Below are 26,017 nucleotides of genomic sequence, written 5' to 3' on the forward strand. Positions count from 1 at the left end.
ACTCTTCGAAAATCTCTTCAAACTACGTCAGCGTCGCCTTGCCGTACTCAAGTACAGCCTGCGGCTAGCTTCCTAGTTTGCTCTTTGATTTTCATTGAGTATAAGTTTAGCAGGAAAATAGACACAAAAGAAAAGTTTTTGGTATAATAAGAGTATGTACACAAAAAATGAAGAAGAGCTACAAGCCTTAGGGGAGCGTTTGGGTCATCTATTAGCAAAGAATGATGTTTTAATCTTAACTGGAGAACTGGGTGCAGGTAAAACGACCTTTACTAAAGGACTTGCTAAAGGTTTACAGATTTCTCAAATGATTAAAAGTCCAACCTATACTATCGTAAGAGAGTATGAGGGGCGTCTTCCGCTTTTCCATTTAGATGTTTATCGAATTGAAGGAGATGCGGATTCTATCGATTTGGATGAGTTTCTCTTTGGTGGCGGAGTGACTGTTATTGAGTGGGGCAATCTCTTAGGAGATGCCTTGCCAGATACTTATTTAGAGTTGGAAATTCTAAAAGAAGAAGACGGTCGCAGATTACATTTCCAAGCAAAGGGTTTGCGTGCAGAAAAGCTTTTAGAGGAGCTTCAACATGGAGTATGAATTGCTCATTAGGGAAGCAGAGCCCAAAGATGCAGCTGAATTAGTGGCCTTTTTAAATCGTGTAAGTGTAAGACAGATTTTACCAGCCTAGACAGAGATGGTATTCTCTTGACCAGTGAGGAGATGGAAATATTCCTCAACAAGCAAGCTAGTTCGGACAATCAGATAACCTTACTTGCATTCTTAAATGATAAAATTGCTGGTATTGTAAATATTACAGCTGACCAGCGCAAGAGAGTACGTCATATTGGAGATCTCTTCATTGTGATTGGCAAAAGATATTGGAATAATGGCTTGGGAAGTTTGTTGCTAGAAGAAGCGATAGAGTGGGCACAAGCAAGTGGCATTCTGCGTCGTCTCCAACTGACTGTCCAAACTCGTAATCAAGCAGCAGTTCATCTTTATCAAAAGCATGGCTTTATAATTGAAGGTCGCCAAGAGCGTGGGGCATATATAGAAGAAGGGAAATTTATCGATGTTTACTTGATGGGTAAACTGATCGATTAGTAGAAATATGGTTAAAAAAATTATTGGAATGGTGCTAGCTTTACTTTCTGTAACTGTAGTAGGAGCAGGTATTTTTGCTTATACTATTTATCAGCAAGGGACAGAAACCTTAGCTAAAACCTATAAAAAAATCGGCGAAGAAACCAAGGTTATTGAAGCAACTGAACCTTTGACCATTCTGTTAATGGGGGTTGACACTGGAAACGCTGAACGAACTGAAACTTGGGTCGGTAGAAGTGATAGCATGATCTTGATGACAGTGAATCCTAAAACGAAAAAAACAACGATGATGAGTTTAGAGCGGGATATTCTGACCCGCATTGAATCAGGGAATGGTCAGGTTCATGAAGCGAAACTGAATTCAGCATATGCAGATGGTGGAGCAGAGCTTGCTATAGAAACCATTCAAAAAATGATGAATATCCATATTGATCGCTATGTGATGGTCAATATGAAAGGGTTACAAAAACTAGTGGATGCAGTAGGTGGTATTACAGTCAATAATACCTAGGTTTCCCAATTTCTATCAGTGACCAAGAAGAATTTAATACCATTTCTATTGGTGTTGGGGAGCACATATTGGGGGAGAAGAAGCCCTAGTCTATGCACGAATGCGTTACCAAGATCCTGAGGGGGATTATGGTCGTCAAAAACGTCAACGTGAAGTTATTCAAAAAGTCATGGAAAAAGCTCTCAGTTTAAATAGCGTTGGTCATTATCAAGAGATTCTAAAAGCTTTGAGTGACAATATGCAGACCAATATTGATTTGTCTGCAAAAAGTATCCCTAACTTGCTAGGCTATAAAGATTCATTTAAAACCATTGAAACTCAGCAGTTGCAGGGTGAAGGAGAGATGCTTCAAGGTGTTTCTTACCAGATTGTTTCGAGAGCCCATATGTTGGAAATGCAAAATCTACTCCGACGTTCTTTGGGACAAGAAGAAGTCACTCAGCTTGAAACCAATGCGGTCTTATTTGAAGATTTATTTGGCAGAGCACCTGTTGGTGATGAAGATAATTAACTTTTGATACAAATAAAAAATCAATCGTGGGAAATTTCCTGCGATTTTTTCAAAAATACGAATAGATAGGTAGGAGGAAACATGAAAGCAGAAATCATTGCTGTTGGAACAGAGATTTTGACAGGACAGATTGTCAACACTAATGCTCAGTTTTTATCAGAAAAACTAGCAGAGATTGGGGTAGATGTATATTTTCAGACGGCTGTAGGAGACAACGAAGCCCGTCTCTTGTCTTTGCTTGAGATTGCCAGTCAACGTAGCAGTCTGGTGATTTTGACAGGTGGTTTAGGGCCGACTGAGGACGATTTGACCAAACAAACTCTGGCTAAATTTTTAGGGAAAGAATTAGTCTTCGATCCTCAGGCTCAGGAGAAGTTAGATGTCTTTTTCGCCCAGCGACCAGACTATGCCCGAACACCGAATAACGAAAGACAAGCCCAAATTGTAGAAGGAGCGACTCCACTGCCAAACGAAACGGGGCTGGCTGTGGGAGGAATACTAGAAGTAGATGGAGTGACCTACGTTGTCCTTCCTGGTCCGCCAAGTGAATTGAAGCCTATGGTCTTAAACCAACTTCTACCCAAGTTGATGACGGGGAGTAAGCTGTATTCCCGAGTTCTTCGTTTCTTTGGGATTGGCGAGAGCCAGTTGGTGACGATTTTGGCTGATTTAATTGATAATCAGACCGATCCGACCTTGGCACCTTATGCCAAGACAGGAGAGGTAACCTTGCGTCTGTCAACAAAGGCTAGCAGTCAAGAAGAGGCGAATCAAGTGCTGGATATTTTGGAACATCAAATCTTGGATCGCCAGACCTTTGAAGGACTTTCTTTACGAGACCTTTGTTATGGTTATGGGGAAGAGTCCAGTTTAGCCAGCATTGTGGTAGAAGAACTGAAAAAACAAGGGAAAACCATCACGGCTGCAGAGAGTTTGACGGCAGGTCTTTTCCAAGCTAGGTAGCGGATTTTTCAGGAGCTTCAAGTATATTTAAGGGTGGTTTTAACCTATAGCTTGGAGGAAAAATCAAAAATGTTGGATATTCCTGTCAAGGATTTGGAAGAACAGAGTGTGGTATCTGAATTTACAGCACAGAAGATGGCTGAGCAGGCACGAAACAAGACTCAATCTGATTTTGGAATTAGTTTGACTGGAGTGGCAGGGCCAGATAGCCTAGAAGGGCATCCAGCTGGGACAGTCTTCATAGGCTTGGCTCGAGAGCAAGGAACTGAGGTTATCAAGGTCAATATTGGAGGCAGAAGTCGAGCAGATGTACGTCACATTGCTGTTATGCATGCCTTTAACCTAGTTCGCAAGGCTTTATTAAGTGACTAACTTTTGATATAATAGTAGATAGGTCTGAGGATCATTAGAATGTAGGAGAATAGAATGGCGAAAAAACCAAAAAAATTAGAAGAAATTTCAAAAAAATTGGGGCAGAACGTGAAAAGGCCTTGAATGATGCTCTTAAATTGATTGAGAAAGACTTTGGTAAAGGATCAATCATGCGTTTGGGTGAACGTGCGGAGCAAAAGGTGCAAGTGATGAGCTCAGGTTCTTTAGCTCTTGACATTGCCCTTGGTTCAGGTGGTTATCCTAAGGGACGTATCATCGAAATCTATGGACCAGAGTCATCTGGTAAGACGACAGTTGCCCTTCATGCAGTTGCACAAGCGCAAAAAGAAGGTGGGATTGCAGCCTTTATCGATGCGGAGCATGCCCTTGACCCAGCTTATGCTGCGGCCCTTGGTGTTAACATTGACGAATTGCTCTTGTCACAACCAGACTCAGGAGAGCAAGGTCTTGAAATTGCAGGAAAATTGATTGACTCAGGTGCTGTAGATCTTGTCGTGGTCGACTCAGTTGCGGCCCTTGTACCTCGTGCGGAGATTGATGGAGATATCGGTGATAGCCACGTTGGTTTGCAGGCCCGTATGATGAGTCAGGCCATGCGTAAACTTGGTGCTTCTATCAATAAAACCAAAACAATTGCTATCTTTATCAACCAATTGCGTGAAAAAGTTGGGGTCATGTTTGGAAATCCAGAAACAACACCTGGCGGACGTGCTTTGAAATTCTATGCTTCAGTCCGCTTAGATGTTCGTGGTAACACACAAATTAAGGGAACTGGTGACCAAAAAGAAACCAATGTCGGTAAAGAAACTAAGATTAAGGTTGTAAAAAATAAGGTAGCTCCACCGTTTAAGGAAACCGTAGTTGAAATTATGTACGGAGAAGGAATTTCTAAGACTGGTGAACTCTTGAAGATTGCAAGCGACTTGGATATTATCAAAAAAGCAGGAGCTTGGTATTCTTACAAGGATGAAAAAATCGGTCAAGGTTCTGAAAATGCTAAGAAATATTTGGCAGAGCACCCAGAAATCTTTGATGAAATTGATAAGCAAGTCCGTTCTAAATTTGGCTTGATTGATGGAGAAGAAGCTTCAGAACAAGATACTGAAAACAAAAAAGATGAAGCAGTTCAAGCAGATTCTGTGAATGAAGAAGTGACACTTGACCTAGGCGATGAACTTGAAATCGAAATTGAAGAATAAGCTGTTAAAGTAGTGGAGAAATCCGCTACTTTTTCGATTTTTGATTCAAGATTTCAGATTGACTATAGTTTGCTGTTTCTTGTGGCTCCACTAGAAAGCTGATGTAATAGCCTTATGAATAAAAAACGAACAGTGGACCTGATACATGGTCCGATTCTTCCTTCTCTCTTGAGTTTTGCCTTCCCAATCTTGCTGTCTAATATCTTTCAGCAACTCTATAACACTGCTGATGTCTTGATTGTTGGACGTTTTCTTGGACAAGACTCCTTGGCAGCGGTAGGGGCGACGACAGCGATTTTTGACCTGATTGTAGGTTTTACTCTTGGTGTTGGAAATGGCATGGGGATTGTCATTGCCCGTTATTATGGAGCTCGGAATTTCACTAAAATCAAGGAAGCAGTAGCATCCACCTGGATTTTAGGGGCTCTTTTGAGTGTTGTAGTGATGCTGCTGGGCTTTCTTGGTTTGTATCCTCTTTTACAGTACCTAGATACCCCTGCTGAAATCCTTCCCCAGTCCTATCAATATATTTCTATGATTGTGACTTGTGTCGGTGTCAGCTTTGCCTATAATCTTTTTGCAGGTTTGTTGCAGTCCATTGGGGACAGTCTAGCTGCCCTTGGATTTTTGATTTTCTCTGCTCTGGTTAATGTGGTTCTGGATCTCTATTTTATTACGCAACTGCATCTGGGAGTTCAATCCGCGGGACTTGCTACCATTATTTCGCAAGGTTTATCAGCGGTTCTTTGCTTTTATTATATCTGTAAGAGTGTGCCAGAACTTTTGCCTCAGCGCAAGCATTTCAAATGGGATAAGTCCTTGTACGCAGATCTCTTGGAGCAAGGTTTGGCTATGGGCTTGATGAGTTCAATTGTGTCCATCGGCAGTGTGATTTTACAGTCTTCTGTCAATACCTTTGGCGCAGTGATTATAAGTGCACAAACGGCGGCTCGACGCATTATGGCCTTCGCCCTTCTTCCGATGACTGCTATTTCTGCTTCGATGACGACCTTTGCTTCTCAGAATTTAGGTGCAAGCGCCCAGACCGTATTGTTCAAGGCCTTCGAATCGGCAGTCGTTTAAGTATATCCTGGGCAGTTTTTGTTTGTGTTTTCCTCTTTTTTGCCAGTCCAGCCTTGGTTTCCTTCTTGGCTAGTTCGACAGATGGTTACTTGATAGAAAATGGAAGTCTCTATCTGCAAATTAGTTCAGCCTTTTATCCCATTTTGAGCCTCTTGTTGATTTATCGCAATTGTTTGCAGGGTTTGGGGCAAAAAATCCTTCCTCTGGTTTCTAGTTTTATCGAACTAATCGGGAAAATCGCTTTTGTGGTCTTGATTATCCCTTGGGCGGGCTATAAGGGAGTTATTCTTTGTGAACCCCTCATCTGGGTTACCATGACCATCCAACTGTACTTCTCACTGTTCCGTCACCCCTTGATAAAAGAAGGTAAGGCCATCTTGGCAACCAAAGTGCTCTCCTAGCTGTATTTGCTAATAAAATCCATTTCCTCTAGTGAAAATCGAAAAAACTTGTGCTGTTATCTTTAGTTTGGTCTTGAAAATAGTTTAACAGACTTTTGACTTCTTTTATATGATATAATAAAGTATAGTATTTATGAAAAGGACATATAGAGACTGTAAAAATATACTTTTGAAAAGCTTTTTAGTCTGGGGTGTTATTGTAGATAGGATGCAGACCTTATCAGTCCTATTTACAGTGTCAAAATAGTGCGTTTTGAAGTTCTATCTACAAGCCCAATCGTGACTAGGATTGTATTCTTTATGAGGTAGAAATAAAGGAGTTTCTAGCTCTGGATTGTAAAAAATAAGTTGTTTTAATTGATAAGGAGTAAAATATGGAAATTGATGTGAGTAAATTAAGAACAGATTTGCCTCAAGTCGGCGTGCAACCATATAGGCAAGTCCATGCCCATTCCACAGGCAACCGTAATTCAACGGTTCAAAATGAGGCTGACTACCATTACAGAAAAGATCCTGAATTGGGCTTCTTTTCTCACGTAGTCGGTAATGGTCGTGTTATGCAGGTAGGACCTGTTGATAATGGTGCCTGGGACGTTGGGGGCGGTTGGAATGCAGAAGGTTATGCACAAGTTGAACTGATTGAAAGCCATGAATCGAAAGAAGAGTTTCTGATTGACTATCGTCTCTATATCGAACTCTTGCGTAATCTAGCAGACGAGGCTGGGATACCTAAAACGCTTGATACTGCTGATTTAGCAGGTATCAAGACACACGAATATTGCACCAATAACCAACCTGACAACAACTCAGATCATGTTGACCCTTATCCTTATCTTGCAAGCTGGGGCATTAGTCGTGAGCAATTCAAGCAGGATATTGAAAACGGCTTGACGATTGAAGCAGGATGGCGACAGAACGATACTGGCACCTGGTATGTACACTCAGATGGTTCTTATCCAAAAGATAAGTTTGAGAAAGTTAATGGTACCTGGTATTACTTTGACGGTTCAGGATATATGCTTGCAGACCGCTGGAAGAAGCACACAGACGGCAACTGGTACTGGTTTGACCAGTCAGGCGAAATGGCGACAGGCTGGAAGAAAATCGCTGAGAAGTGGTACTATTTCGATGGAGAAGGTGCTATGAAAACAGGCTGGATCAAATACAAGGAGACTTGGTACTATCTTGATAGTCAAAATGGGGACATGGTTTCTAATGCCTTTGTCAAATCAAATGATGGCTGGTATTACCTTAAAGAAGATGGCACGATAGCAGAAAAACCAGAATTTACAGTCGAGCCTGAAGGCTTGATAACAGTAAAATAATAATGGAATGTCTTTCAAATCAGAACAGCGCATATTATTAGGTCTTGAAAAAGCTTAATAGTATGCGTTTTCTTGTGGAGATATTTCCTTCAATTTTTGCTACTATATTAAATAAAAATCAAAAAGCAAACTAGAAAGTTATGCTAAAATAAAATCTAAATTTGACAATGTAAATCGAGTCGGATAGCTTTAAGTACTGTTTTGAGGTTGAAGATACGATTTTTGATAGGAACTCATCAAATAGGTTTACTATCATCAATTTTGGATTTTTAAGCAGTATCAATAAATTGCTTCCTTGTTTTGTCATAATTTTTTTATTTAAAAAATTTACTTTATGACAAGAGTGTGCTATTCTTTTTATGAGAGAGGTGTATGAATATGATAAATGTATGTGATGTTGGAAAAAGAATAAAAGAACTTAGAATATCTTCAAATCTTACTCAAGATAAGATTGCTGAATATTTGTCTTTGAATCAAAGCATGATTGCCAAAATGGAAAAAGGTGAAAGGAATATCACGTCGGATGTTATTGAGAAACTATCTGCCCTGTTTTGCTGTACGGTTGAATATCTTTTGTTTGGCGAACAAGCTGAACAACAGTGTGTAATATCGTTTAGAAAAAATAAAATAGTAGACCAAGATCTTAAAGTTTTAGCGAAAATCAATAAAATTGTATTGAATCAATTTGAGATAGATCAGCTATTGGAGACAAAATAAATGATTGATAAAATGGATTTAAGTAATAAAGCTTCAAATCTTAGAAAAAAGTTGGGAGCTGACGGTGAAGCGCCGATAGATATTTTTAAATTGGTACAAAAGATAGAGAATTTGACGCTGGTATTTTATGGACTCGGAAAGAATATTAGCGGAGTCTGTTATAAAGGAACTCAGTCAAGTCTCATTGTAATCAATTCAGACATGTCATTAGGAAGATAAGGATTTTCTTTAGCACATGAACTGTATCATCTTTATTATGATGAGGTGAAGAAGAGTTCAGTCAGTCTTATCTTGATTGGTGAAGGAGATGAAACTGAAAGAAAAGCGGATCAGTTTGCTTCATATTTTTTAGTTTCCCCATCTTCACTGTATAGGATGGTTGAGGAAATCAGAGAAAATGCTAATAGAACTCATCTTGAAGTAGAAGATATTATAAAATTGGGTCAGTTTTATGGTATCAGTCATAAAGCTATGTTATATAGATTGCGGAATGATGGATACCTTGATGCAGAAGAAATTAAAAATATGGATATTAGTGTTATAGAGACAGCTTCAAGATTAGGCTATGATACAAGTTTATATCGTCCTTTGTCAGAAAGTAAAAAGGAATGGTATTAGGACACTATATTAAATCGACTGAACAACTTTTAGAAAATAACAGAATTTCGCAAGGGAAGTATGAGGAACTGCTACTAGATGCTTTCAGATATGATATTGTATATGGGCTAGATGAAGAGGGGAGTTGTCGTTTGACTAGTCGTGTATTTATTGATACAGATTGTATTTCAGCATTTTTATGGGTTGGCACTGAACATCTTTTAGAAAAGCTCTATTCGGGTAAAATTGTTATTCCACAAGAGGTGTATGATGAAATCAATATACCTACAATCCCCCATTTAAAATCTAGGATAGACCAGTTAGTAGCTAAGGGTTCAGCTGAGATTGTGAGCATAGACATTGGAACTGAAGAATACGCATTATATAGAAATTTAACAAGAAATCATGATAGTAACAAGGTTATTGGTAAGGGAGAAGCGGCTTCTATTTCCTTAGCGAAAAAGCATAACGGGATATTAGGAAGTAATAACCTAAGAGATGTTCAACCATATGTAGAAGAATTTTCTTTAGAACATATGACGACAGGAGATATACTGATTGAAGCGTTTAAAGCGTAATTTATTACTGAACAAGAGGGCAATCATATCTGGAATAATATGCTTAAAAAGAGAAGGAAAATTGGGGCGGCTTCATTTTCAGACTATCTTCGTGGAAGTGTTCATCAAAATAGACAAAAATAAATTTGGATAAATCGAACTTACTATTCAGGAGGAATATGAGCAATTCGAAGAAGAAAAGTGTCAAATTGAGCCTATAAGAGTAGAAATGACCTACATAGGGGATGAGAGAAAAGTTGTCCTTGAAGTTTCCTTGAACGATTAGTCGCATGTCAAACGATATGTAGGGTAATGTGAGAAGGGATAGCGAGTAGTTTTTGGTTATTTTATCAAAAAACTTGTATTTTATCATACTGAATGATAAAATACAAGAAAAATAGTAGAATAAAGGAAAGCTTTTCTAAAATGTGTATCTCCCCACAGGATTCGTTCTTGTGGGATTTTTTTCGTTAAAGAAAGCGATAAATATTGACTTTTTGAAAGAAAGATGTCATAATTAAGTTGGAAAAAACGTAAAAGTATCACTTTTCTCGTTATCCCGACTCCCAAAACGTCGTTAAACCGCTCGGCAATCCATGGAGACATGGACACATAGTAGTAAGCACGCTATGTGGCTTGGCAGAGCTAAAAACTGTTCCCTTGCGATAAGCCTAATAAGCACAACATAGGGAGTTAGAGAAGCCGACTCTAATCATCCACTTTGGGCAGTAGTGAGAACTGCCCCGTGCTTTTTTTATTTTGAGAAAATATGGAGTTTGTCGTTGAACTTACTTGATTGTATTTTAGATTATCAAGAGAAATTCGATGGAAAAACATGTCAAGTATCAACGAATTATAAGCATTTAGAGACTTTCGAAGTAGATTTTTGCTTGACTGATTTACATCACTTATTTGGCTTGCACAAAATCACACGAGATTATGCTAGTCAAACAATACCTGCTATTCAAGCTGGTGTTTTTATTTTGGAAGATTTTAGAAATCATCCTATGTACAATGATGTAATCGAAAGGATATCTTTGTATAGTTTTATCGGTGATATCTTCTATTCTAAGATAACAAGTTGTTGTATCCTAGCCAAAGATTTATCTAAAAACACTATGAAGTTGGACGTCATATTTTTTGAAGATAGAAACAAAAGATCCGCAATTTTAGGTTTACGAAGAGATAAAAGTGGAATGTTTAAACTAGGTTACTCTACATTTTACAAGCGCTAAGAAATATGCTAAAGTTCGTAAAACAGATGTGAAAGAAATTCAATGGTTATAAAAAACTTTTCGCAGGCTTCGGCTTGCGTTTTTTTGTTTGATAAAATTAAAAAAATGTGCAAAAATAAGTAGAATTGAAAACAGGAAAAAACACCTCCTTTCGATTCGCCAAGCCTCTTCGCAAGGCAATGAGGGGGCGGAGAGACGCGCTCGTCAACAGAAGTATCTCATTGGAAATGTTGCTCACTTTTTTAGTGAGCTTTTTATTTAAGGAATAGGAATGAAAAGTAAGAAGTTAAAATTATACTCAATGAAAATCTCTTCAAACCACATCAGCGTCGCCTTGCAGTCTGTATCTTACTGACCAAGCTAGTGATGGACTTAGAACAGGTGATTTGGAGCGTCCTATTGGCTAGAAAATGCTGATCATAGTCCTTTGCTGAGGATAGGGTGTAACACTCAACTGTTGACCTAATTGATAGGAAGGGAATTACTATAAAATACTCAGGCTTCTATCATATATTTTGAAACGATTGTGTAATCAAAATGTAACAATATTTTAATATTTATCACAGAGGATGCTGTGCATATATAAATGTAGTATAATTCTTGTCTCTTTGTTAAAAAACAGGCTGTATCAAAAGGTTTTATATGTCTGTGCATATATATATATTGTCGCTTTTTTCTTGCCTTTCCTGACTCTATCTTGTCAGCGAGGAGGTTGACTTGTATGTCAGAAGTGTTACTATATGATTGATATATTATCGACTGTCGGCTTTTTGCGCGCTTTCTAAGCTCGGGGAAGCTCTCAGATTAGGAAAGGATTCACTTATGTTCAAGAAAAAGAATGATGGTAATGGAGAGAAAATTTTCCGTTATTCCATTCGTAAATACCATTTTGGGGCTGCTAGTGTTGCGGTTGCGGCATTGATGTTTTTCGCAAATGGGGTGCAAGCGCAGGCACCTGCAGTATCTTCGGCAACAGCCAGTGATGTAGTTGCTGGATCTGCTGGCAATTCAGATGGGGAACCACAGGAGTCAGATGGGGAAGAGCCAGAGAAGGTCTCTCAGACTGAACCGTCGGCTGAGCTCCAGTCTACAGGGGAGTCAAACTCTCCAGAGACTAAAATCGAGGACGCTAGTAAGGGGCAGGAAACAGCTGGCCTTGTTCCTACCAAACCAGAGACGAAGCCAGCTGCTCAAGAAACTTCTCAAGGAGGAGCAGTAAAAGAGCAAGACCAGCCCACATCTGCCACTAAAACGACAGAAGCTAAATCACTCCAAGGCAATCTGCAAGCTTTGTTGGAAAAACTAACTCTTAGCTCCATGAAAGCGCTCCACGATGAAGTGGAAGCAGGTCTAGCAGCATCTAAGGCAGTTTTGGACGATCCAAAAGCGACGCAAGCGCAGGTTGATGAGCAAGTAAGAGCTATGGAAGAACTGACGAGCCGTGTCAATCAAGCCTTGGAGCCATCGCTACCAAAATTGACAGACTTGGGTGAAGCAAGTTCGACAAATAATAAGCTTGTCGAACCAAACGGAACTGCAACTGAGCAAGCAACTGGTGGAAAGCGTCGTAAAAGAGGGGAGTGATCCAAGCCACACCAGCTGTAGATCAGGCGAATCCAGAAACTGTAGGTAACTCAGAAAAAACTGAATCTAGTGAAAAGCCTAGTCGACAAGAACTTCCAACCTATAGCAATCAGGGTGATGGAGCCTATAAACTAAAAGATGAGTTGGAATTTATCTATAAACAACTTCGAAAAGAGGGGGCTGAAGAAAGTAAAATCCAAGCAGCAAAAGCAGCAGCTGATAAGTTCAATGAAGCCTTTTCTAAAGGTGATACCATCAGCTAAGAAGATTTTGCGGCTGCCCTAGTCGACCTGAAAAAATCCCGAGACCTCATCGAAGGAGTGCTGGAAGAAAAATATGGAGAAGAGACTACAGGTGGAGGAGTAACCCCGCAACCACGTGATGGTGGCTACTCTGACTTTCGTAGTGCTAACTATAGTGGAAGGTCTGCAAGGGTGGCAAGAGCTAGCGAAAACTACTCTCAGGACTTTCTAACAGCTAGAGAAAGTTACTTTGAGAGGACGGACATAAAGGGTCATTCTCCTTACGATAAGTACACCTATGTATTCTTCTCAGACAGACGTCCGAGGAATAATGCTACTGCATTTGTTAAAGATGGCTATAAGTATCTAAACGTCACAGTAAGACCTACTAATAAAGGGTTTTTATGGAAAATTGAAATCAATAAAGATAATCACAGGACGTTTCCAGGTCACACAGAAGTGTGGTTCACTGTCCCAAGCGGGCAAACCGTTAAAACGAATACTGTAGGAATCAGTTATTATGACCGTGGCGGGGGAGGACATGCTCTCAAGATGGTCGAGATTTGGTAGAAAAATTAAAGAGAGCAAATATAGGACTCGGAGATGTAAAAAAAGGAACTATTTCAAATAGTGGCTTATCTAGAAGAATTGGACCTACATCTTTTCCGCGTAGAAATTTAGAAGATTTAGCTACAGGGCGCCGTTATAATGCTAATCCTTATGAAAAACAAGCTGAAAGTCGGGAGGCTCAAGCTATATCCAATGAAAAGCTAGAAAATATTAAAAGAGACGCCAATGCAGCATTATACTATTTCCAACTCCCAAACTCAGACCGTTCTTATATGCTAACCTTTGAAACTGAGGGAAATAATGATCTTGGTAAACTAGACTATGCAGCAGGGCTGCGAGGACAAGATGGTCATGAAGTTTTCCTTGTCAATCAGTGGCATAGTAGAACTACTTCGGAATTCAAAGAGGACGCTCTTAAACAAATAGAACAAGCACGTAGAGACAAAAATAATAGCATTACTGGTAATAGGAACTTGTCCGAAGTGGAGCAAAGAGGTGCCACTAGTAAAGTTGATATTTATGCAAGGCGAGCTACAAGTGGAATCAATCGAGCTCAGAATATCGGTGACGTCGAGAATTCCCTACAACAAGGCTTGAGTGACATTCAGAATGTTAACCCAGTAGGGAGAGATATTCCGAAGCAAGAAGTCACACGCAAAGCGAATGAGAAGACGACTGCCATCGGCAACAATCCAGACTTGACGGAAGCAGAGAAGAAGACCGCCAAAGCGAAGGTTACTGAGGAAGCAGAAAAAGCTAAGACCGCCATTGACCAAGCAGGTGACCAAGAAGCGGTTAATCAGGCTAAGGAAGACGGCTTAACTGCCCTTGATGGTCTGAATCCAATCGGACGCGACGGTCAAAAACAAGCGATTGTAGACAAAGCGAATGAGAAGACGACTGCCATCGGCAACAATCCAGACTTGACGGAAGCAGAGAAGAAGACCGCCAAAGCGAAGGTTACTGAGGAAGCAGAAAAAGCTAAGACCGCCATTGACCAAGCAGGTGACCAAGAAGCGGTTAATCAGGCTAAGGAAGACGGCTTAACTGCCCTTGATGGTCTGAATCCAATCGGACGCGACGGTCAAAAACAAGCGATTGTAGACAAAGCGAATGAGAAGACGACTGCCATCGGCAACAATCCAGACTTGACGGAAGCAGAGAAGAAGACCGCCAAAGCGAAGGTTACTGAGGAAGCAGAAAAAGCTAAGACCGCCATTGACCAAGCAGGTGACCAAGAAGCGGTTAATCAGGCTAAGGAAGACGGCTTAACTGCCCTTGATAAAATTCTTAAAGATCTTTCTGATCGTATTAACCAAGGAAACTCATTCACACCAAGTAATGGTGGCAACCAAACAGGTTCAGATAATAGAGGGGATACGGCTAGCCAAGGAGATAGACCAGCTCCATCTGGTGATGGCAGTCAAGGTGATGCAAATAACCAAACTCAGCCTACTACTCCAAGCACTCCAGCTCATTTAGGTGATTCGACGGATCAAGCTACTAGTTTATCTAGTCAACAGAGGGGAACAGGAAATGCGACAGAAGCAGAGTCTCCACAAGGGCTATCTGAAAGTTCTGCGAGACCAGCAGTGCGTAGCCGTAGAAGTGTAGCCTTTGCTGGAGGCGCTCAATCGAGTCAAGAGAAACAGGTTGATAAATCCGTCTTAAGAGAGTTGATTCAAGACTTGGAAACTCGTTTGAAAGACTTGGATGGTATTGATCAATCTGTCATTGACGCTGCGAAGATCATTCTCGGAGAGGGTCAAGAAGCCCTTAGAAATGCTGACTTGTCAGAGGCAGGTTTGAGAGAGATTACTGCTAAGGTCAAAGAAGCACTCGAATCCTTGAGAGGCAAGCAAGCGACTAAGGATGAAGAAAAAACGAAAGAAACAAGGAAAGAGCAAGGTCATCTTCCATACGGTACCATGATTGGTAGCCTGCTCGCCCTTCTTGGTCTCCTTCTCTTCCTCATCGCGCGTCGCAAGAAAGAGTCAGAACTCAAGAAATTGACCAAGGAATTGACTAAGGTTCTGCAAGAAAGCGACCTTACAAGTGTAGATGCGAAAGTCCTCGACCAAGCACGAGAAGCTCTCGCTCAAGCAGTTGCCTTCCTAGCCAATGAGAAAGAGTCTGACCACACAGAAGATGAGTTGATTGAGAAACTCAAAGCTATTCTTGCTCAGCTAAGATAAGCAAAGTTTAGACGAGTCGGAAACCAGCTAGAATACTGATTGAAAGAATGTTGGAAAAACTCAATTTGAGGTGAACATTTAGAAAATCTTTCTCTGATAAAACGCATAATATCAAGCTTTTTAAGGCAAGATATTATGCGCTTTTATCATTTTGAAACTTTTTGTTCCATCCTTTTTGTGATATTTTTCCCTTATTTCACAAATATTTCATATTTGGATTTTATAATAAGTTATAGTTCAGTTTTTACTATACTTTGATATTCAAATATGTTATACTATGATTATCAAAGTAAATGAAAGGGATTACGAACATGACGCCAGAAGAAATGTACTTGACAGAGCGATTAGACGTACAGATAGCTCATTTTTTAAAGAAAAGCGTTCAACATCGTAGACGCTATAAGGTATTAAAAATAACAGAAATCGTGGCAGGTTTTCTCATAGCTGTTTTTTGTGCTATTCCTATGCCAGGTGATCGCTACCGTTTGATTTCGGTTGCCTTGTCCAGTCTAGGCTTGCTGTGTGAGGGGATTCTCAATTTGTATAATGCCAAGGAACACTGGATTTCTTACCAAAAGACTGCGCAACTCCTGGAGAGAGAAAAATTCCTCTATCAATGTCAAACGGAGAAATATGCAGGAAAAACCAAGGATTTTGCCCTATTTGTCAAGACATGCGAAGGTCTTATCTCAGAGGAAATCAACCAGTGGGAAAGTATCCAGTCAAAAGAAGTAGCAGCTAGTGCAGATGCTCCAGAGAAAAAAGAATAGGAGGTGGAGGAAATGTTTCAATCCAGCTACCTATTGCCCTTGCTCTGGTTGAAAAAAGAAGCCGATAAGGAAAAGATGAGCGCGACTCAGTGCCAGATATTTTTCTTTTACTATCAACTATTTGAACTCTTATTTGCTAGAGAAAGCGACTTGAGAGACTTATGTCTGGGAAGGCAAGGTTTTTATTTCTCGCAGTTAGAGAAAGATTTGCTTTCTGGAGTTTCCCACTTTCTAACAAACTTGGAGGGAAAAGGGACTCTCAAGGCTAATCAAGAAGTATCAGCTCGCAAAGCCCTTTTTCTAGCCTTGACAACTAGCCAGTCAGATTGGCAAGAGTTAGCTCCTGTTTTTGATTTTTATCAGACTATTGGGGGACTTGAACATCCTTCTCTCTTGAGTTCTCAGGACAGACAGCATCTGATGTGGATTTACCAGTCAGCTTTGGAGAAGGATTATAGTGTCAAGGTAATTGGCGACAAGCATTTTGTATTGAAGAGACAAGATGCTACTAAATTGACAGGGCGCCAAACTCAAACTTTGGAAGCACTGAGTCAATCAGAAGACTTGGTCAATCCTGTCTATGTTACATTAGGAGAAAAGGGGGTGCTCTTGCTTGATTAAGAGAGGAGATGTTGTAGCTCTTTATTTGCCTTTTCCGACTATTAGTAGCGATTTGGCTGTGAAGAATCATATGTATATTTGTATTGACAACAGCATGACTAAAAACAAAGAGTTGGTTAAAAATCAGACCTTCAAACCAGCTCTCTTGACCAGACGTTTGGTCAAGAACTTTATGATAGAAGAGCCGGATCTAGCTCGTAATCCTTTTACAAGACCAACCTTGATTGACTTAGATAAGGTATTTATGTTAGATAATACGGTCATTCCGACTTCTTATCTAGCCAGACGGCGACGCAATGTCTCAGAAGAATTGTACGAGGAAGTTTTGGATCACTTAGTCCAACCACGGCTGATTTCGCTGAACAAGTCTGAGTTTATGCAACTCAATCCAGGAACTTATTAGGAGGAAGAATATGGCAAATAAAGCAGTAAATGACTTTATACTAGCTATGGATTACGATAAAAAGAAACTCTTGACCCATCAGGGAGAAAGTATTGAAAATCGTTTCATCAAAGAGGGGAATCAGCTACCCGATGAGTTTGTTGTTATCGAAAGAAAGAAGCGGAGCCTGTCGACAAACACAAGTGATATTTCCGTGACGGCTACCAACGATAGTCGCCTCTATCCTGGAGCGCTTCTCGTAGTGGATGAGACCTTGTTAGAGAATAATCCCACTCTTCTTGCGGTCGATCGTGCTCCGATGACTTATAGTATTGATTTGCCTGGTTTGGCAAGTAGTGATAGCTTTCTCCAAGTAGAAGATCCCAGCAATTCAAGTGTTCGCGGAGCGGTAAACGATTTGTTGGCCAAGTGGCATCAAGATTATGGTCAGGTCAATAATGTCCCAGCTAGAATGCAGTATGAAAAAATCACGGCTCACAGCATGGAACAACTCAAGGTCAAGTTTGGTTCTGACTTTGAAAAGACAGGGAATTCTCTTGATATTGATTTTAATTCTGTCCATTCGGGCGAAAAGCAGATTCAGATTGTTAATTTTAAGCAGATTTATTATACAGTCAGCGTAGATGCTGTTAAAAATCCAGGAGATGTGTTTCAAGATACTGTAACGGTAGAGGATTTAAGACAGAGAGGAATTTCTGCAGAGCGTCCTTTGGTCTATATTTCGAGTGTTGCTTATGGGCGCCAAGTCTATCTCAAGTTGGAAACCACGAGTAAGAGTGATGAAGTAGAGGCTGCTTTTGAAGCTTTGATAAAAGGAGTCAAGGTAGCTCCTCAGACAGAGTGGAAACAGATTTTGGACAATACAGAAGTGAAGGCGGTTATTTTAGGGGGCGACCCGAGTTCGGGTGCCCGAGTTGTAACAGGCAAGGTGGATATGGTAGAGGACTTGATTCAAGAAGGCAGTCGCTTTACAGCAGATCACCCAGGTTTGCCGATTTCCTATACAACTTCTTTTTTACGGGACAATGTAGTTGCGAGCTTTCAAAACAGTACAGACTATGTTGAGACTAAGGTGACAGCTTACAGAAACGGAGATTTACTTTTGGATCATAGTGGTGCCTATGTTGCCCAATATTACATTACTTGGGATGAATTATCCTATGATAATCAAGGTAAGGAAGTTTTGACTCCTAAGGCTTGGGACAGAAATGGGCAGGATTTGACGGCTCATTTTACCACTAGTATTCCTTTAAAAGGGAATGTTCGCAATCTCTCTGTCAAAATTAGAGAGTGTACCGGACTTGCCTGGGAATGGTGGCGTACGGTTTATGAAAAAACCGATTTGCCACTAGTGCGTAAGCGGACGATTTCTATTTGGGGAACGACTCTTTATCCTCAGGTAGAGGATAAGGTAGAAAATGACTAGGCTCGTGATTTTAAAATGAGTCTATCAAACCGTAGCTGTAAGAAAAAGTAAAAAGGGTAGTGAAACTCCTTGCTATACAGGGAATTAGCTACCTTTTACTTGTTTTAGAAGTGCCGTTGTACTAGTCTAACTTCAGTATCATGTGAAATCAAAAAGAGCATACATTTCTGTTTCAGGAACACATAAATTACACTCTTCGAAAATCTCTTCAAACTACGTCAGCCCTATCTGCAACCTCAAAACAGTGTTTTGAGCAACCTGTGGCTAGTTTTCGAGTTTGCTCTTTGATTTTCATTGAGTAATAGATGTTTGGTTAGAAATTCTTCTATTGATTTCTTAGAATACAATAGCGCCTATAAGAACTGTTGAATTTCAAAGTATTTACTTGAACTATGATATGTCTGGAGTAGACTGTCAATAAAAGGTGCAGTATGATTGTTTTTGTCGATTATATCTACAAACTCTAAACAGTAGTTTGAGCGGACTTTGTCAAACTTGGTAGAAACTTTCTATTTTCAGATAATGGTCTAGTTTGTTTTTTGAATGTTGATAAGGATGGAAAGGCAAGACCATCTTGGCAACAAAAGTGCTATCCTAGTTGGATTTACTGAATAAAATCCATTTCCTCTAGTGAAAATCGAAAAAACTTGTGTTATAATCCCATCTTTGACAGTTTTTCGAAATCAAAGAGCCCCTAAATACTGATATGACAGCTTTTCGGAGCTCTTTTTCTCTTTTTAAAAAATGCGTACTTTTTATCTAGATTTGGTTTTCTTAAAAATTTTTTTCATATTTTTTTCGCTTATAATCTCAAAATCAGTTTGGAAACCAAATGCTTGGTGGAGTTGATCCGTGATAGTTGTTCTGGTGTAAGTTGGAAGATATCCTGCTCCATAAAGATGTTTGAACTTGTAATTGCGTAAGGTTTGGATGAGTTCTGAACAGGTGACTGTTTCTCCTAGTTGTTTTTCCAAGAGACGATAAATCATTAGTGCTAGGAAACAAATAGTGAAATGTGCTTGAATCCTATCTGAACGGCTGAGATAAACGGGTCTGGCTCGTAGTTCCTGCTTCATGATACGAAAACTCTCTTCAATTTCCCACCGCCTTTGATTGATGACTACAATTGTCTGGATATCTTCATCTAGATTAGTGGCTACGGCGTAGAGACCATCATATTGAGCCTCTTCTTGAATACGTTCCTCATCAAGAGTTAGAATCCTTTTCTCGGCGATTTCCCCTTCTTTGGTAGTACTTGTTTCTTTCAGAAATCTCTTAAAATCGGTTTGTCTCTTCTTGGTAGCTTGGCTGGGCTTGCCCAGTAACTTACTAGCCCGTTCAATCTGTCTCTCTCGTATCGTTCGATGATAGTCTTGATATTTAGTAGAAAAGGTCACAATCAAGCGTTGATTTGGTAAATCTTCATCATAAAAAGGAGATTCTTTAAAGAAGAGCTGTTTTTTTAATTCCTCTCTGTGCTCTAGCTCATCCAGATTGTAAAAGATAGGATTCTTATCCCCAACCATTCGCCAACCACTTTTATCCAAAGCCCAGTCTCTGTATTCTTTCTTTAACTTCTTGATAGATTGAGTTGTGACATAGGAACGTTCCCCAAAAGAATTGTACATCTTATTGGCTTTTGATGAGAGTCCAGCATCTGTACAGACTACAAATTTTGAAGCCTTGTACTCCTTGACAATCTTTCTTTCTAATGGTTTAAGAGTAGTTTGTTCATTTGTATTTCCAGGGTGGATACAGAAAGCTAGGGGAATTCTTGTTTGTCCATAAAGAGTCCCATCTCCACAATTGGATTTGGGCGATGTTCTTTAGATGGACCGTATTGTCTCAGAAGTCCTTCCTCATCTTCAGCTTCAATTTCAAAATAGAAGTTAGTACAGTCATAGTAGAGAACTTCTGTCTGTCGTTGGGTCATCTTTTTTGAAGTTTGATAGGTTTGTTCTTGTATAAACTCTGTTTCATTAGAAATAACTTCAAGAGCCCGATAAAAATGTTGGAGTTCAAATTCTTTAGGTTCGAGTAATGTTTTTGAAAATTCTAGGGTGGATCGTTTTGAAGCAGGAGCTAGAATCCGTCCATAAATCAATCGAGATAGGATATCATCTAGAGAGAAATTAAAACGATGTCGTTTTTGGATTTCTTTGTTAATTCTAGGCAAATCTAGTTGATGATAGAGGTCTTGTAGGAAGAGATAGCCTCCATGATATTCGTTCAATTGATTTTGTTTTAACTGTTTGTTCTGACTAAAGGTAATGAGGAAATCTTTATTTTCTTCTTTTTCTTTCTCAGTTAATTCCTTGGCACGTAAACGAGCCCACTCAAGAGGTTCCATATCAGGATGTTCTTTTAAGAGTGTGTTATGATTGCCTAAGTTTTCTACGATAGTAGAAGTCCGTTTATTTCCAACCTTGATGTCTTTAATAATAGCGTAGTTGATAGTGTTTTTTGACTTTGATTGTTTCACTCTCATCTTTTTATACCTCGCTCTATTATAACAAAGTACGGAAAAGTACGCAAATAAAAAACGGTGAAATTTGACAAGAAAATCCCCTTATATCAACCTTTATGAGGAGTTTTTCACTTCACAACTGTCAAAGTCCCGGCAAGACCATCTTGGCAACAAAAGTGCTATCCTAGTTGGATTTACTGAATAAAATCCATTTCCTCTAGTGAAAATCGAAAAAACTTGTGTTATAATAAGAAAGATTAAAATGTGAAAAAAGGAGATTCCTAATGGGACGTAAATGGGCCAATATCGTAGCCAAGAAAACGGCTAAAGATGGAGCTAACTCTAAAGTATATGCAAAATTTGGTGTAGAAATCTATGTAGCAGCTAAAAAAGGTGATCCAGATCCAGAATCAAACTCAGCTTTGAAATTCGTTATCGACCGTGCTAAACAAGCCCAAGTGCCAAAACACGTTATTGATAAAGCGATTGATAAAGCAAAAGGAAACACAGACGAAACCTTTACAGAAGGACGTTACGAAGGTTTTGGACCAAATGGTTCTATGTTGATCGTGGATACTTTGACTTCAAACGTTAACCGTACAGCGGCTAATGTCCGTGCAGCCTTTGGTAAAAACGGCGGAAACATGGGCGCTTCAGGTTCTGTTTCTTACCTCTTTGATAACAAAGGTGTTATTGTATTTGCAGGTGAAGATGCGGACGCGGTCTTTGAGCAATTGCTCGAAGCAGATGTGGATGTGGATGATGTAGAAGCAGAAGAAGGAACAATCACAGTTTACACAGCGCCAACTGACCTTCACAAGGCTATCGTTGCCCTTCGTGAGTCAGGTATCGAAGAATTCCAAGTGACTGAATTGGAAATGATTCCTCAATCAGAAGTGGAATTGTCAGGCGATGACCTTGAAACCTTTGAAAAACTTTACAGCGTCCTTGAAGACGACGAAGACGTACAAAAAATCTACACAAACGTAGATGGGTTCTAATTTAACCTAGAGAATATGATCCTAAGTGAAAAAATCACTTGGGATTTTTTTAATCAAGAAAATAGTTCTCATGAAAACTTTTTCTTGACATCTCTTTTCTGAAAATGATAAAATAGTTCTCCTAGGAACTAAATGCAATGATTAGAAAGGGGTTAGTATGGATAAACCGATGTTAGTCTTTAAGCGTTTTGGTCATCAGATTCACCTCATGGTGCAAAAGGAAGCCAAACGTTGTGGTATTGAATTTATGGGTGGACCTCAAGGTCAGGTTGTGCGTTTTTTGGATAATCGTGAGAAAAACCAAGACTTGGTCTTGATTAAAGATATCGAGCAGGAACTCAATATTACCAAGTCTGTTGCTAGTAATTTGGTCAAGCGTATGGTGCAAAATGGTTTGGTGGAATTGGAGGCGAGTCCTAGCGATAAGCGGGCTAAATTTGTTCGTCTGACGGACAAATCACGTTCTCAGATGAAACAGGTTAAGGCCTTCTTTGAACGCATAGACAAGCAGTTGATGGAAGACATTGATGAAGATGAATTACTGATTTTTGAGAAAGTTCTCGGTCAACTACAGGAAAATATCAAGGGGATAGGAGGAGAGAATGAAGAAATTAGCAAAACGAATTAGTAGAAAAGAATGGGGGATGATTTTACTAGCCATTCTCTTTACTTGCTTTTCGGTCTATCTAGAGTTGGAAGTGCCGACCTATATCTCGAAAATTACGGATTTGCTAGGTAGTCAAGGAACTAATTTAGATGAGTTGTGGCAGCCGGCAAGCATGATGGTGGGAATGTCCTTTCTTGCCTTCTTGTCCGTAGTTGCAGTTGGATTTTTTGCATCCCGAGTGGCGGCTTCTTATACTAGTAGGCTGAGAAGTGATATTTTTAACCGAGTTTTGGATTACTCGCAGACAGAGATTAAGAAATTCTCTATTCCTAGTCTCTTGACGCGTACCACCAATGACATTACTCAAGTTCAAATGTTGATTACCATGGGCTTGCAAGTAGTTACGCGTGGTCCAATTATGGCTATCTGGGCTATTGGGAAGATTTTAGGTCATTCAGAATACTGGCTCTGGGCCGTTCTTGTGGCAGTGATTGTCAATGTTTTGATGACGACCGTTTTGATGACGCTAGCCTTTCCAAAACAGTCCTTGATTCAGGGGCTGACTGATAAACTGAACAGTATTACTCGTGAAAGTTTAACAGGTATTCGCGTCGTTCGTGCCTACAATGCAGAGGAATACCAAAATGAAAAATTTGCAGTAGCAAATGATGAATTGACACGCTTGAATTTGTTTGTCAACCGTCTTATGGCTATTTTGAACCCTATCATGATGGGGATTTCAAGTGGTTTGAGTGTGGCGATTTACTGGATTGGGGCCTATGTGATTAACGACGCTGCTCCGATAGCGCGTCTGCCTCTCTTTAGTGACATGATTGTTTTCATGTCTTATGCCATGCAGGTTGTCATGGGCTTCCTTCTCATGGGAGCACTCTTCATCGTTCTTCCCCGAACTATGGTCTCTACTAAGCGGATTAATCAAGTTTTAGATTTGCATTCTTCTATCCAAAACCCTGCTCAAGTGCAGCTGGCTGATGAAAACCTCAAAGGTCAGGTCGAATTTAAGGATGTGACCTTCCGCTATGCGTCAAATTCGGAGGCAGTTATCGAACATGTTAGCTTTAGAGCAGAAGCTGGTCAAACAGTGGCCTTTATTGGGTCAACAGGTTCTGGTAAATCAACTCTGGTCAATCTGATTCCACGATTCTACGATGTGTCAGCAGGAGAAATTCTGGTGGACGGTGTTAATGTTCAAGACTATGACTTGAATGATTTGCGCAACAAGGTTGGTTATATTCCCCAGAAAGCGGTTCTCTTTTCAGGTGATGTCAAGGGTAATTTAGACTTTGGACAGAGTCAAGAAACACCGCTTAGTGAGCAAGTTATGTGGCAAGCCTTGGAATTGGCCCAGTCTAAGAACTTTATCGAAGACAAGGAAGCGGGCTTAGCGTCAGAAGTGGCCCAAGGAGGAACCAACTTCTCAGGTGGTCAAAGACAACGTCTGGCAATTGCGCGTGCCTTAGCTCGGAAGCCAGAAATCCTCATCTTTGATGACTCCTTCTCAGCCTTGGACTACAAGACAGATCGAGTTCTTCGTCAAGAGCTAGCAGAGAAAACCAAGTCTATGACCAAACTCATCGTCGCACAGCGTATTTCAACGATTATGGATGCTGATTTGATTTTGGTCTTGGATCAAGGAAAAGTCGTGGGACAAGGCACCCACAAGGAACTTCTAGCTAATAACGAAGTTTACCAAGAAATTGCCTATTCACAACTATCGAAGGAGGAATTGGAACATGGAAAATAAGAAAATGTCTCTTTGGAAACAGAGTAAACCCTATCTTGCAGGCCTCCAGTTTGCCCTTCTGATAGCCTTTCTAGCAACAATCGTATCCAATATCATTACTGTTTATGGGCCGATTCGCATCAAGGAAATGACTAATATTATTGCCAGTGGTCTGGAAACAAGTGTGGATGTCGCGGCGGTTGCAGCTATTGGTGGTTTTTTGGCCGTGATTTATGTAATCGGACTTCTATCAAATTATTTACAGGCCTTTCTGTTTACAACAGCTATTCAACGTTTTTCAGAGCGTTTGAGAAGAGCTATTGCAGAGAAAATCAATCGCCTACCATTGGGATATTTTGATGGACACTCTCAGGGGGATACTTTGTCTCGTGTAACCAATGACGTTGACACTGCAGCTCAGTCCCTCAATCAAAGTCTGGGAACAGTTCTTTCATCTAGTTTACTGGTCGTGGCAGTCTTGGTAACCATGTTTGGAATGAACTGGATTTTAGCCTTGGTGACGGTTGTGTCAACCCTTATTGGTTTTGTTTTCGTGTTCGTCTTTATGGGCAAATCGCAGGGCTTCTTTAAGAGTCAACAACAGGATTTGGCGGCTGTCAATGGCTATGTGGAGGAAATGTACTCTGGCCATAATGTGGTGACCAGTTACAATGCCATCGAGAGCACGAAAGAAGAGTTTGCGAAATTAAACCATCGTCTGTATGATAGTATCTGGAAATCTCAATTTATTTCAGGGATTATGATGCCGATTATGATGTTTATTGGGAACTTTAGCTATGCCTTGGTGATTATCGTTGGTGCGGCCTTGGCCTTAAATGGGCACATCAGTATCGGGATTATCGTTGCCTTTATGGCCTACGTTCGTATCTTTTCTCAGCCTCTTTCACAAATCGCCCAAGGGATTACTAGTTTGCAGCAGGCTAGTGCAGCCATGGGACGTGTCTTCGAATTCCTAGCTGAAGAGGAAATGGAAGACGAATCCCATAAAGAAAGACAATTGAGCGATATGAAAGGTCAAGTAGTCTTTGATCGAGTCTCCTTTGGTTATACACCAGAGCGAACCATTATCCATGACTTTTCTGCGACTGCTCATGCAGGTCAAAAGGTTGCCATTGTCGGACCGACCGGAGCTGGGAAGACAACCATTGTCAATCTTTTGATGAAGTTTTATGAGATTGATAAGGGAAGTATCCGCATCGATGGCGTGGATACCAAGGAGATGAAGCGTTCGGAAGTACATGATGCCTTTTCAATGGTCTTGCAGGACACTTGGCTCTTTGAAGGGACTATTCGCGACAATCTCATATATAACCAAACAGGTATTAGTGATGAGCGTGTGATTGAAGCCAGCAAGGCTGTAGGGATTCACCACTTTATTATGACCCTACCAGATGCTTATGATACCGTCTTGGATGATACAGTGACCTTGTCTGTCGGACAAAAACAACTCTTGACCATTGCTCGTGCTTTGTTAAAAGATGCGCCACTCCTAATCCTAGATGAGGCGACTTCTTCTGTTGATACCCGTACAGAGGAATTGATTCAGAAAGCCATGGATCGTTTGATGGAGGGCAGAACTTCCTTCGTCATCGCCCACCGCTTGTCAACCATTCGTAATGCTGATCTTATTCTGGTTATGAAAGATGGAAATATCATCGAGCAAGGCAATCATGATGAGCTAATGGCGCAAGCTGGTTTCTACGCTGACCTCTACAACAGTCAATTTACAGAATACGAAGCAGAAGAATAAATCGAAAGAAGGCTTGACG

At 40.3% G+C, this 26,017-nt stretch carries 21 protein-coding genes and 5 pseudogenes; 25 read left to right on the forward strand and 1 reads right to left on the reverse strand.

What is annotated here, in order from left to right; all coding sequences use genetic code 11:
• Nucleotides 1–154 precede the first annotated feature (154 nt).
• The 21 genes and pseudogenes from tsaE to ply all read left to right on the forward strand — a co-directional run bounded on the left by tsaE (nt 155) and on the right by ply (nt 18,408).
• Nucleotides 155–598 (forward strand): tRNA (adenosine(37)-N6)-threonylcarbamoyltransferase complex ATPase subunit type 1 TsaE, encoded by a 444-nt coding sequence (gene tsaE, locus QMQ21_RS13290; RefSeq protein ID WP_023936473.1) that lies wholly within the window; start codon nt 155–157, stop codon nt 596–598.
• A pseudogene (locus QMQ21_RS13295) lies at nt 588–1,105 on the forward strand (GNAT family N-acetyltransferase). Before tsaE ends, QMQ21_RS13295 begins: the two are co-directional and overlap by 11 nt.
• A 7-nt stretch (nt 1,106–1,112) precedes the next feature.
• A pseudogene (gene lytR, locus QMQ21_RS13300) lies at nt 1,113–2,127 on the forward strand (glycopolymer--peptidoglycan transferase LytR).
• 81 nt (nt 2,128–2,208) lie between these two features.
• Nucleotides 2,209–3,090, forward strand: coding sequence for a competence/damage-inducible protein A (locus QMQ21_RS13305; protein ID WP_261814606.1), 882 nt, complete (start codon nt 2,209–2,211; stop codon nt 3,088–3,090).
• 3 nt (nt 3,091–3,093) lie between these two features.
• Nucleotides 3,094–3,462, forward strand: coding sequence for a nicotinamide-nucleotide amidohydrolase family protein (locus tag QMQ21_RS13310; protein WP_261814660.1), 369 nt, complete (start codon nt 3,094–3,096; stop codon nt 3,460–3,462).
• A 54-nt stretch (nt 3,463–3,516) separates the two neighbouring features.
• Nucleotides 3,517–4,682 (forward strand): annotated as a pseudogene (recA, locus tag QMQ21_RS13315) (recombinase RecA).
• Between the two features lie 114 nt (nt 4,683–4,796).
• A pseudogene (locus QMQ21_RS13320) lies at nt 4,797–6,166 on the forward strand (MATE family efflux transporter).
• A gap of 374 nt (nt 6,167–6,540) precedes the next feature.
• Nucleotides 6,541–7,491, forward strand: a complete 951-nt coding sequence (locus tag QMQ21_RS13325) for an N-acetylmuramoyl-L-alanine amidase family protein (protein ID WP_000401884.1) — start codon at nt 6,541–6,543, stop codon at nt 7,489–7,491.
• 372 nt (nt 7,492–7,863) lie between these two features.
• On the forward strand, nt 7,864–8,208 hold the full coding sequence (locus tag QMQ21_RS13330) for a helix-turn-helix domain-containing protein (RefSeq protein WP_001056000.1): 345 nt from the start codon (nt 7,864–7,866) through the stop codon (nt 8,206–8,208).
• 12 nt (nt 8,209–8,220) lie between these two features.
• Nucleotides 8,221–8,427, forward strand: coding sequence for a hypothetical protein (locus QMQ21_RS13335; RefSeq protein ID WP_345774411.1), 207 nt, complete (start codon nt 8,221–8,223; stop codon nt 8,425–8,427).
• A 45-nt stretch (nt 8,428–8,472) separates the two neighbouring features.
• Entirely contained in the window at nt 8,473–8,826 is a 354-nt protein-coding gene (locus tag QMQ21_RS13340) for an ImmA/IrrE family metallo-endopeptidase (protein WP_284525443.1), read from the forward strand.
• A gap of 131 nt (nt 8,827–8,957) precedes the next feature.
• A complete protein-coding gene (locus tag QMQ21_RS13345) occupies nt 8,958–9,383 on the forward strand; it encodes a PIN domain-containing protein (RefSeq protein ID WP_000204075.1) in 426 nt (141 codons plus the stop codon).
• A 761-nt stretch (nt 9,384–10,144) separates the two neighbouring features.
• On the forward strand, nt 10,145–10,597 hold the full coding sequence (locus tag QMQ21_RS13350) for a PBECR4 domain-containing protein (RefSeq protein WP_261814610.1): 453 nt from the start codon (nt 10,145–10,147) through the stop codon (nt 10,595–10,597).
• Nucleotides 10,598–11,419: 822 nt separating this feature from the next.
• Entirely contained in the window at nt 11,420–12,181 is a 762-nt protein-coding gene (locus QMQ21_RS13355) for a YSIRK-type signal peptide-containing protein (RefSeq protein WP_261814611.1), read from the forward strand.
• Entirely contained in the window at nt 12,178–12,444 is a 267-nt protein-coding gene (locus QMQ21_RS13360) for a hypothetical protein (protein ID WP_261814612.1), read from the forward strand. The genes QMQ21_RS13355 and QMQ21_RS13360 overlap by 4 nt, the downstream gene beginning before the upstream one ends.
• 57 nt (nt 12,445–12,501) lie before the next feature.
• A complete protein-coding gene (locus QMQ21_RS13365; protein ID WP_261814613.1) occupies nt 12,502–12,993 on the forward strand; it encodes a hypothetical protein in 492 nt (163 codons plus the stop codon).
• On the forward strand, nt 12,987–15,188 hold the full coding sequence (locus tag QMQ21_RS13370; protein ID WP_261814614.1) for a DUF1542 domain-containing protein: 2,202 nt from the start codon (nt 12,987–12,989) through the stop codon (nt 15,186–15,188). Before QMQ21_RS13365 ends, QMQ21_RS13370 begins: the two co-directional genes overlap by 7 nt.
• Nucleotides 15,189–15,499: 311 nt before the next feature.
• The gene (locus QMQ21_RS13375) at nt 15,500–15,958 is read left to right on the forward strand and encodes a DUF4231 domain-containing protein (RefSeq protein WP_261813868.1); all 459 of its coding nucleotides are present in this window, start codon (nt 15,500–15,502) and stop codon (nt 15,956–15,958) included.
• 12 nt (nt 15,959–15,970) lie between these two features.
• Complete coding sequence (locus QMQ21_RS13380; protein ID WP_023936460.1) at nt 15,971–16,579, forward strand: hypothetical protein; 609 nt, start codon at nt 15,971–15,973, stop codon at nt 16,577–16,579.
• Entirely contained in the window at nt 16,572–16,982 is a 411-nt protein-coding gene (locus tag QMQ21_RS13385; protein WP_023936458.1) for a hypothetical protein, read from the forward strand. Before QMQ21_RS13380 ends, QMQ21_RS13385 begins: the two co-directional genes overlap by 8 nt.
• Nucleotides 16,983–16,992: 10 nt before the next feature.
• Complete coding sequence (ply, locus tag QMQ21_RS13390; RefSeq protein ID WP_023936456.1) at nt 16,993–18,408, forward strand: cholesterol-dependent cytolysin pneumolysin; 1,416 nt, start codon at nt 16,993–16,995, stop codon at nt 18,406–18,408.
• 755 nt (nt 18,409–19,163) lie between these two features.
• Here the strand turns inward: ply and QMQ21_RS19530 are convergent.
• Nucleotides 19,164–20,896, reverse strand: a pseudogene (locus QMQ21_RS19530) (IS1634 family transposase).
• 263 nt (nt 20,897–21,159) lie between these two features.
• On the opposite strand from QMQ21_RS19530, the gene QMQ21_RS13405 reads away from it, so the two are divergent.
• From QMQ21_RS13405 to QMQ21_RS13420, 4 genes are all read left to right on the forward strand, one after another.
• Nucleotides 21,160–21,876 (forward strand): YebC/PmpR family DNA-binding transcriptional regulator, encoded by a 717-nt coding sequence (locus tag QMQ21_RS13405; protein ID WP_000532877.1) that lies wholly within the window; start codon nt 21,160–21,162, stop codon nt 21,874–21,876.
• 157 nt (nt 21,877–22,033) lie between these two features.
• Entirely contained in the window at nt 22,034–22,504 is a 471-nt protein-coding gene (locus QMQ21_RS13410) for a MarR family winged helix-turn-helix transcriptional regulator (RefSeq protein ID WP_023937308.1), read from the forward strand.
• Nucleotides 22,479–24,248 (forward strand): ABC transporter ATP-binding protein, encoded by a 1,770-nt coding sequence (locus QMQ21_RS13415; protein ID WP_261814616.1) that lies wholly within the window; start codon nt 22,479–22,481, stop codon nt 24,246–24,248. The genes QMQ21_RS13410 and QMQ21_RS13415 overlap by 26 nt, the downstream gene beginning before the upstream one ends.
• Nucleotides 24,238–25,998 carry an ABC transporter ATP-binding protein gene (locus QMQ21_RS13420; RefSeq protein WP_000428272.1) on the forward strand — a complete coding sequence of 587 codons (1,761 nt, stop codon included), beginning with the start codon at nt 24,238–24,240 and terminating at the stop codon, nt 25,996–25,998. Before QMQ21_RS13415 ends, QMQ21_RS13420 begins: the two co-directional genes overlap by 11 nt.
• Nucleotides 25,999–26,017 lie beyond the last annotated feature (19 nt).

This window comes from Streptococcus bouchesdurhonensis (genome assembly GCF_948472335.1).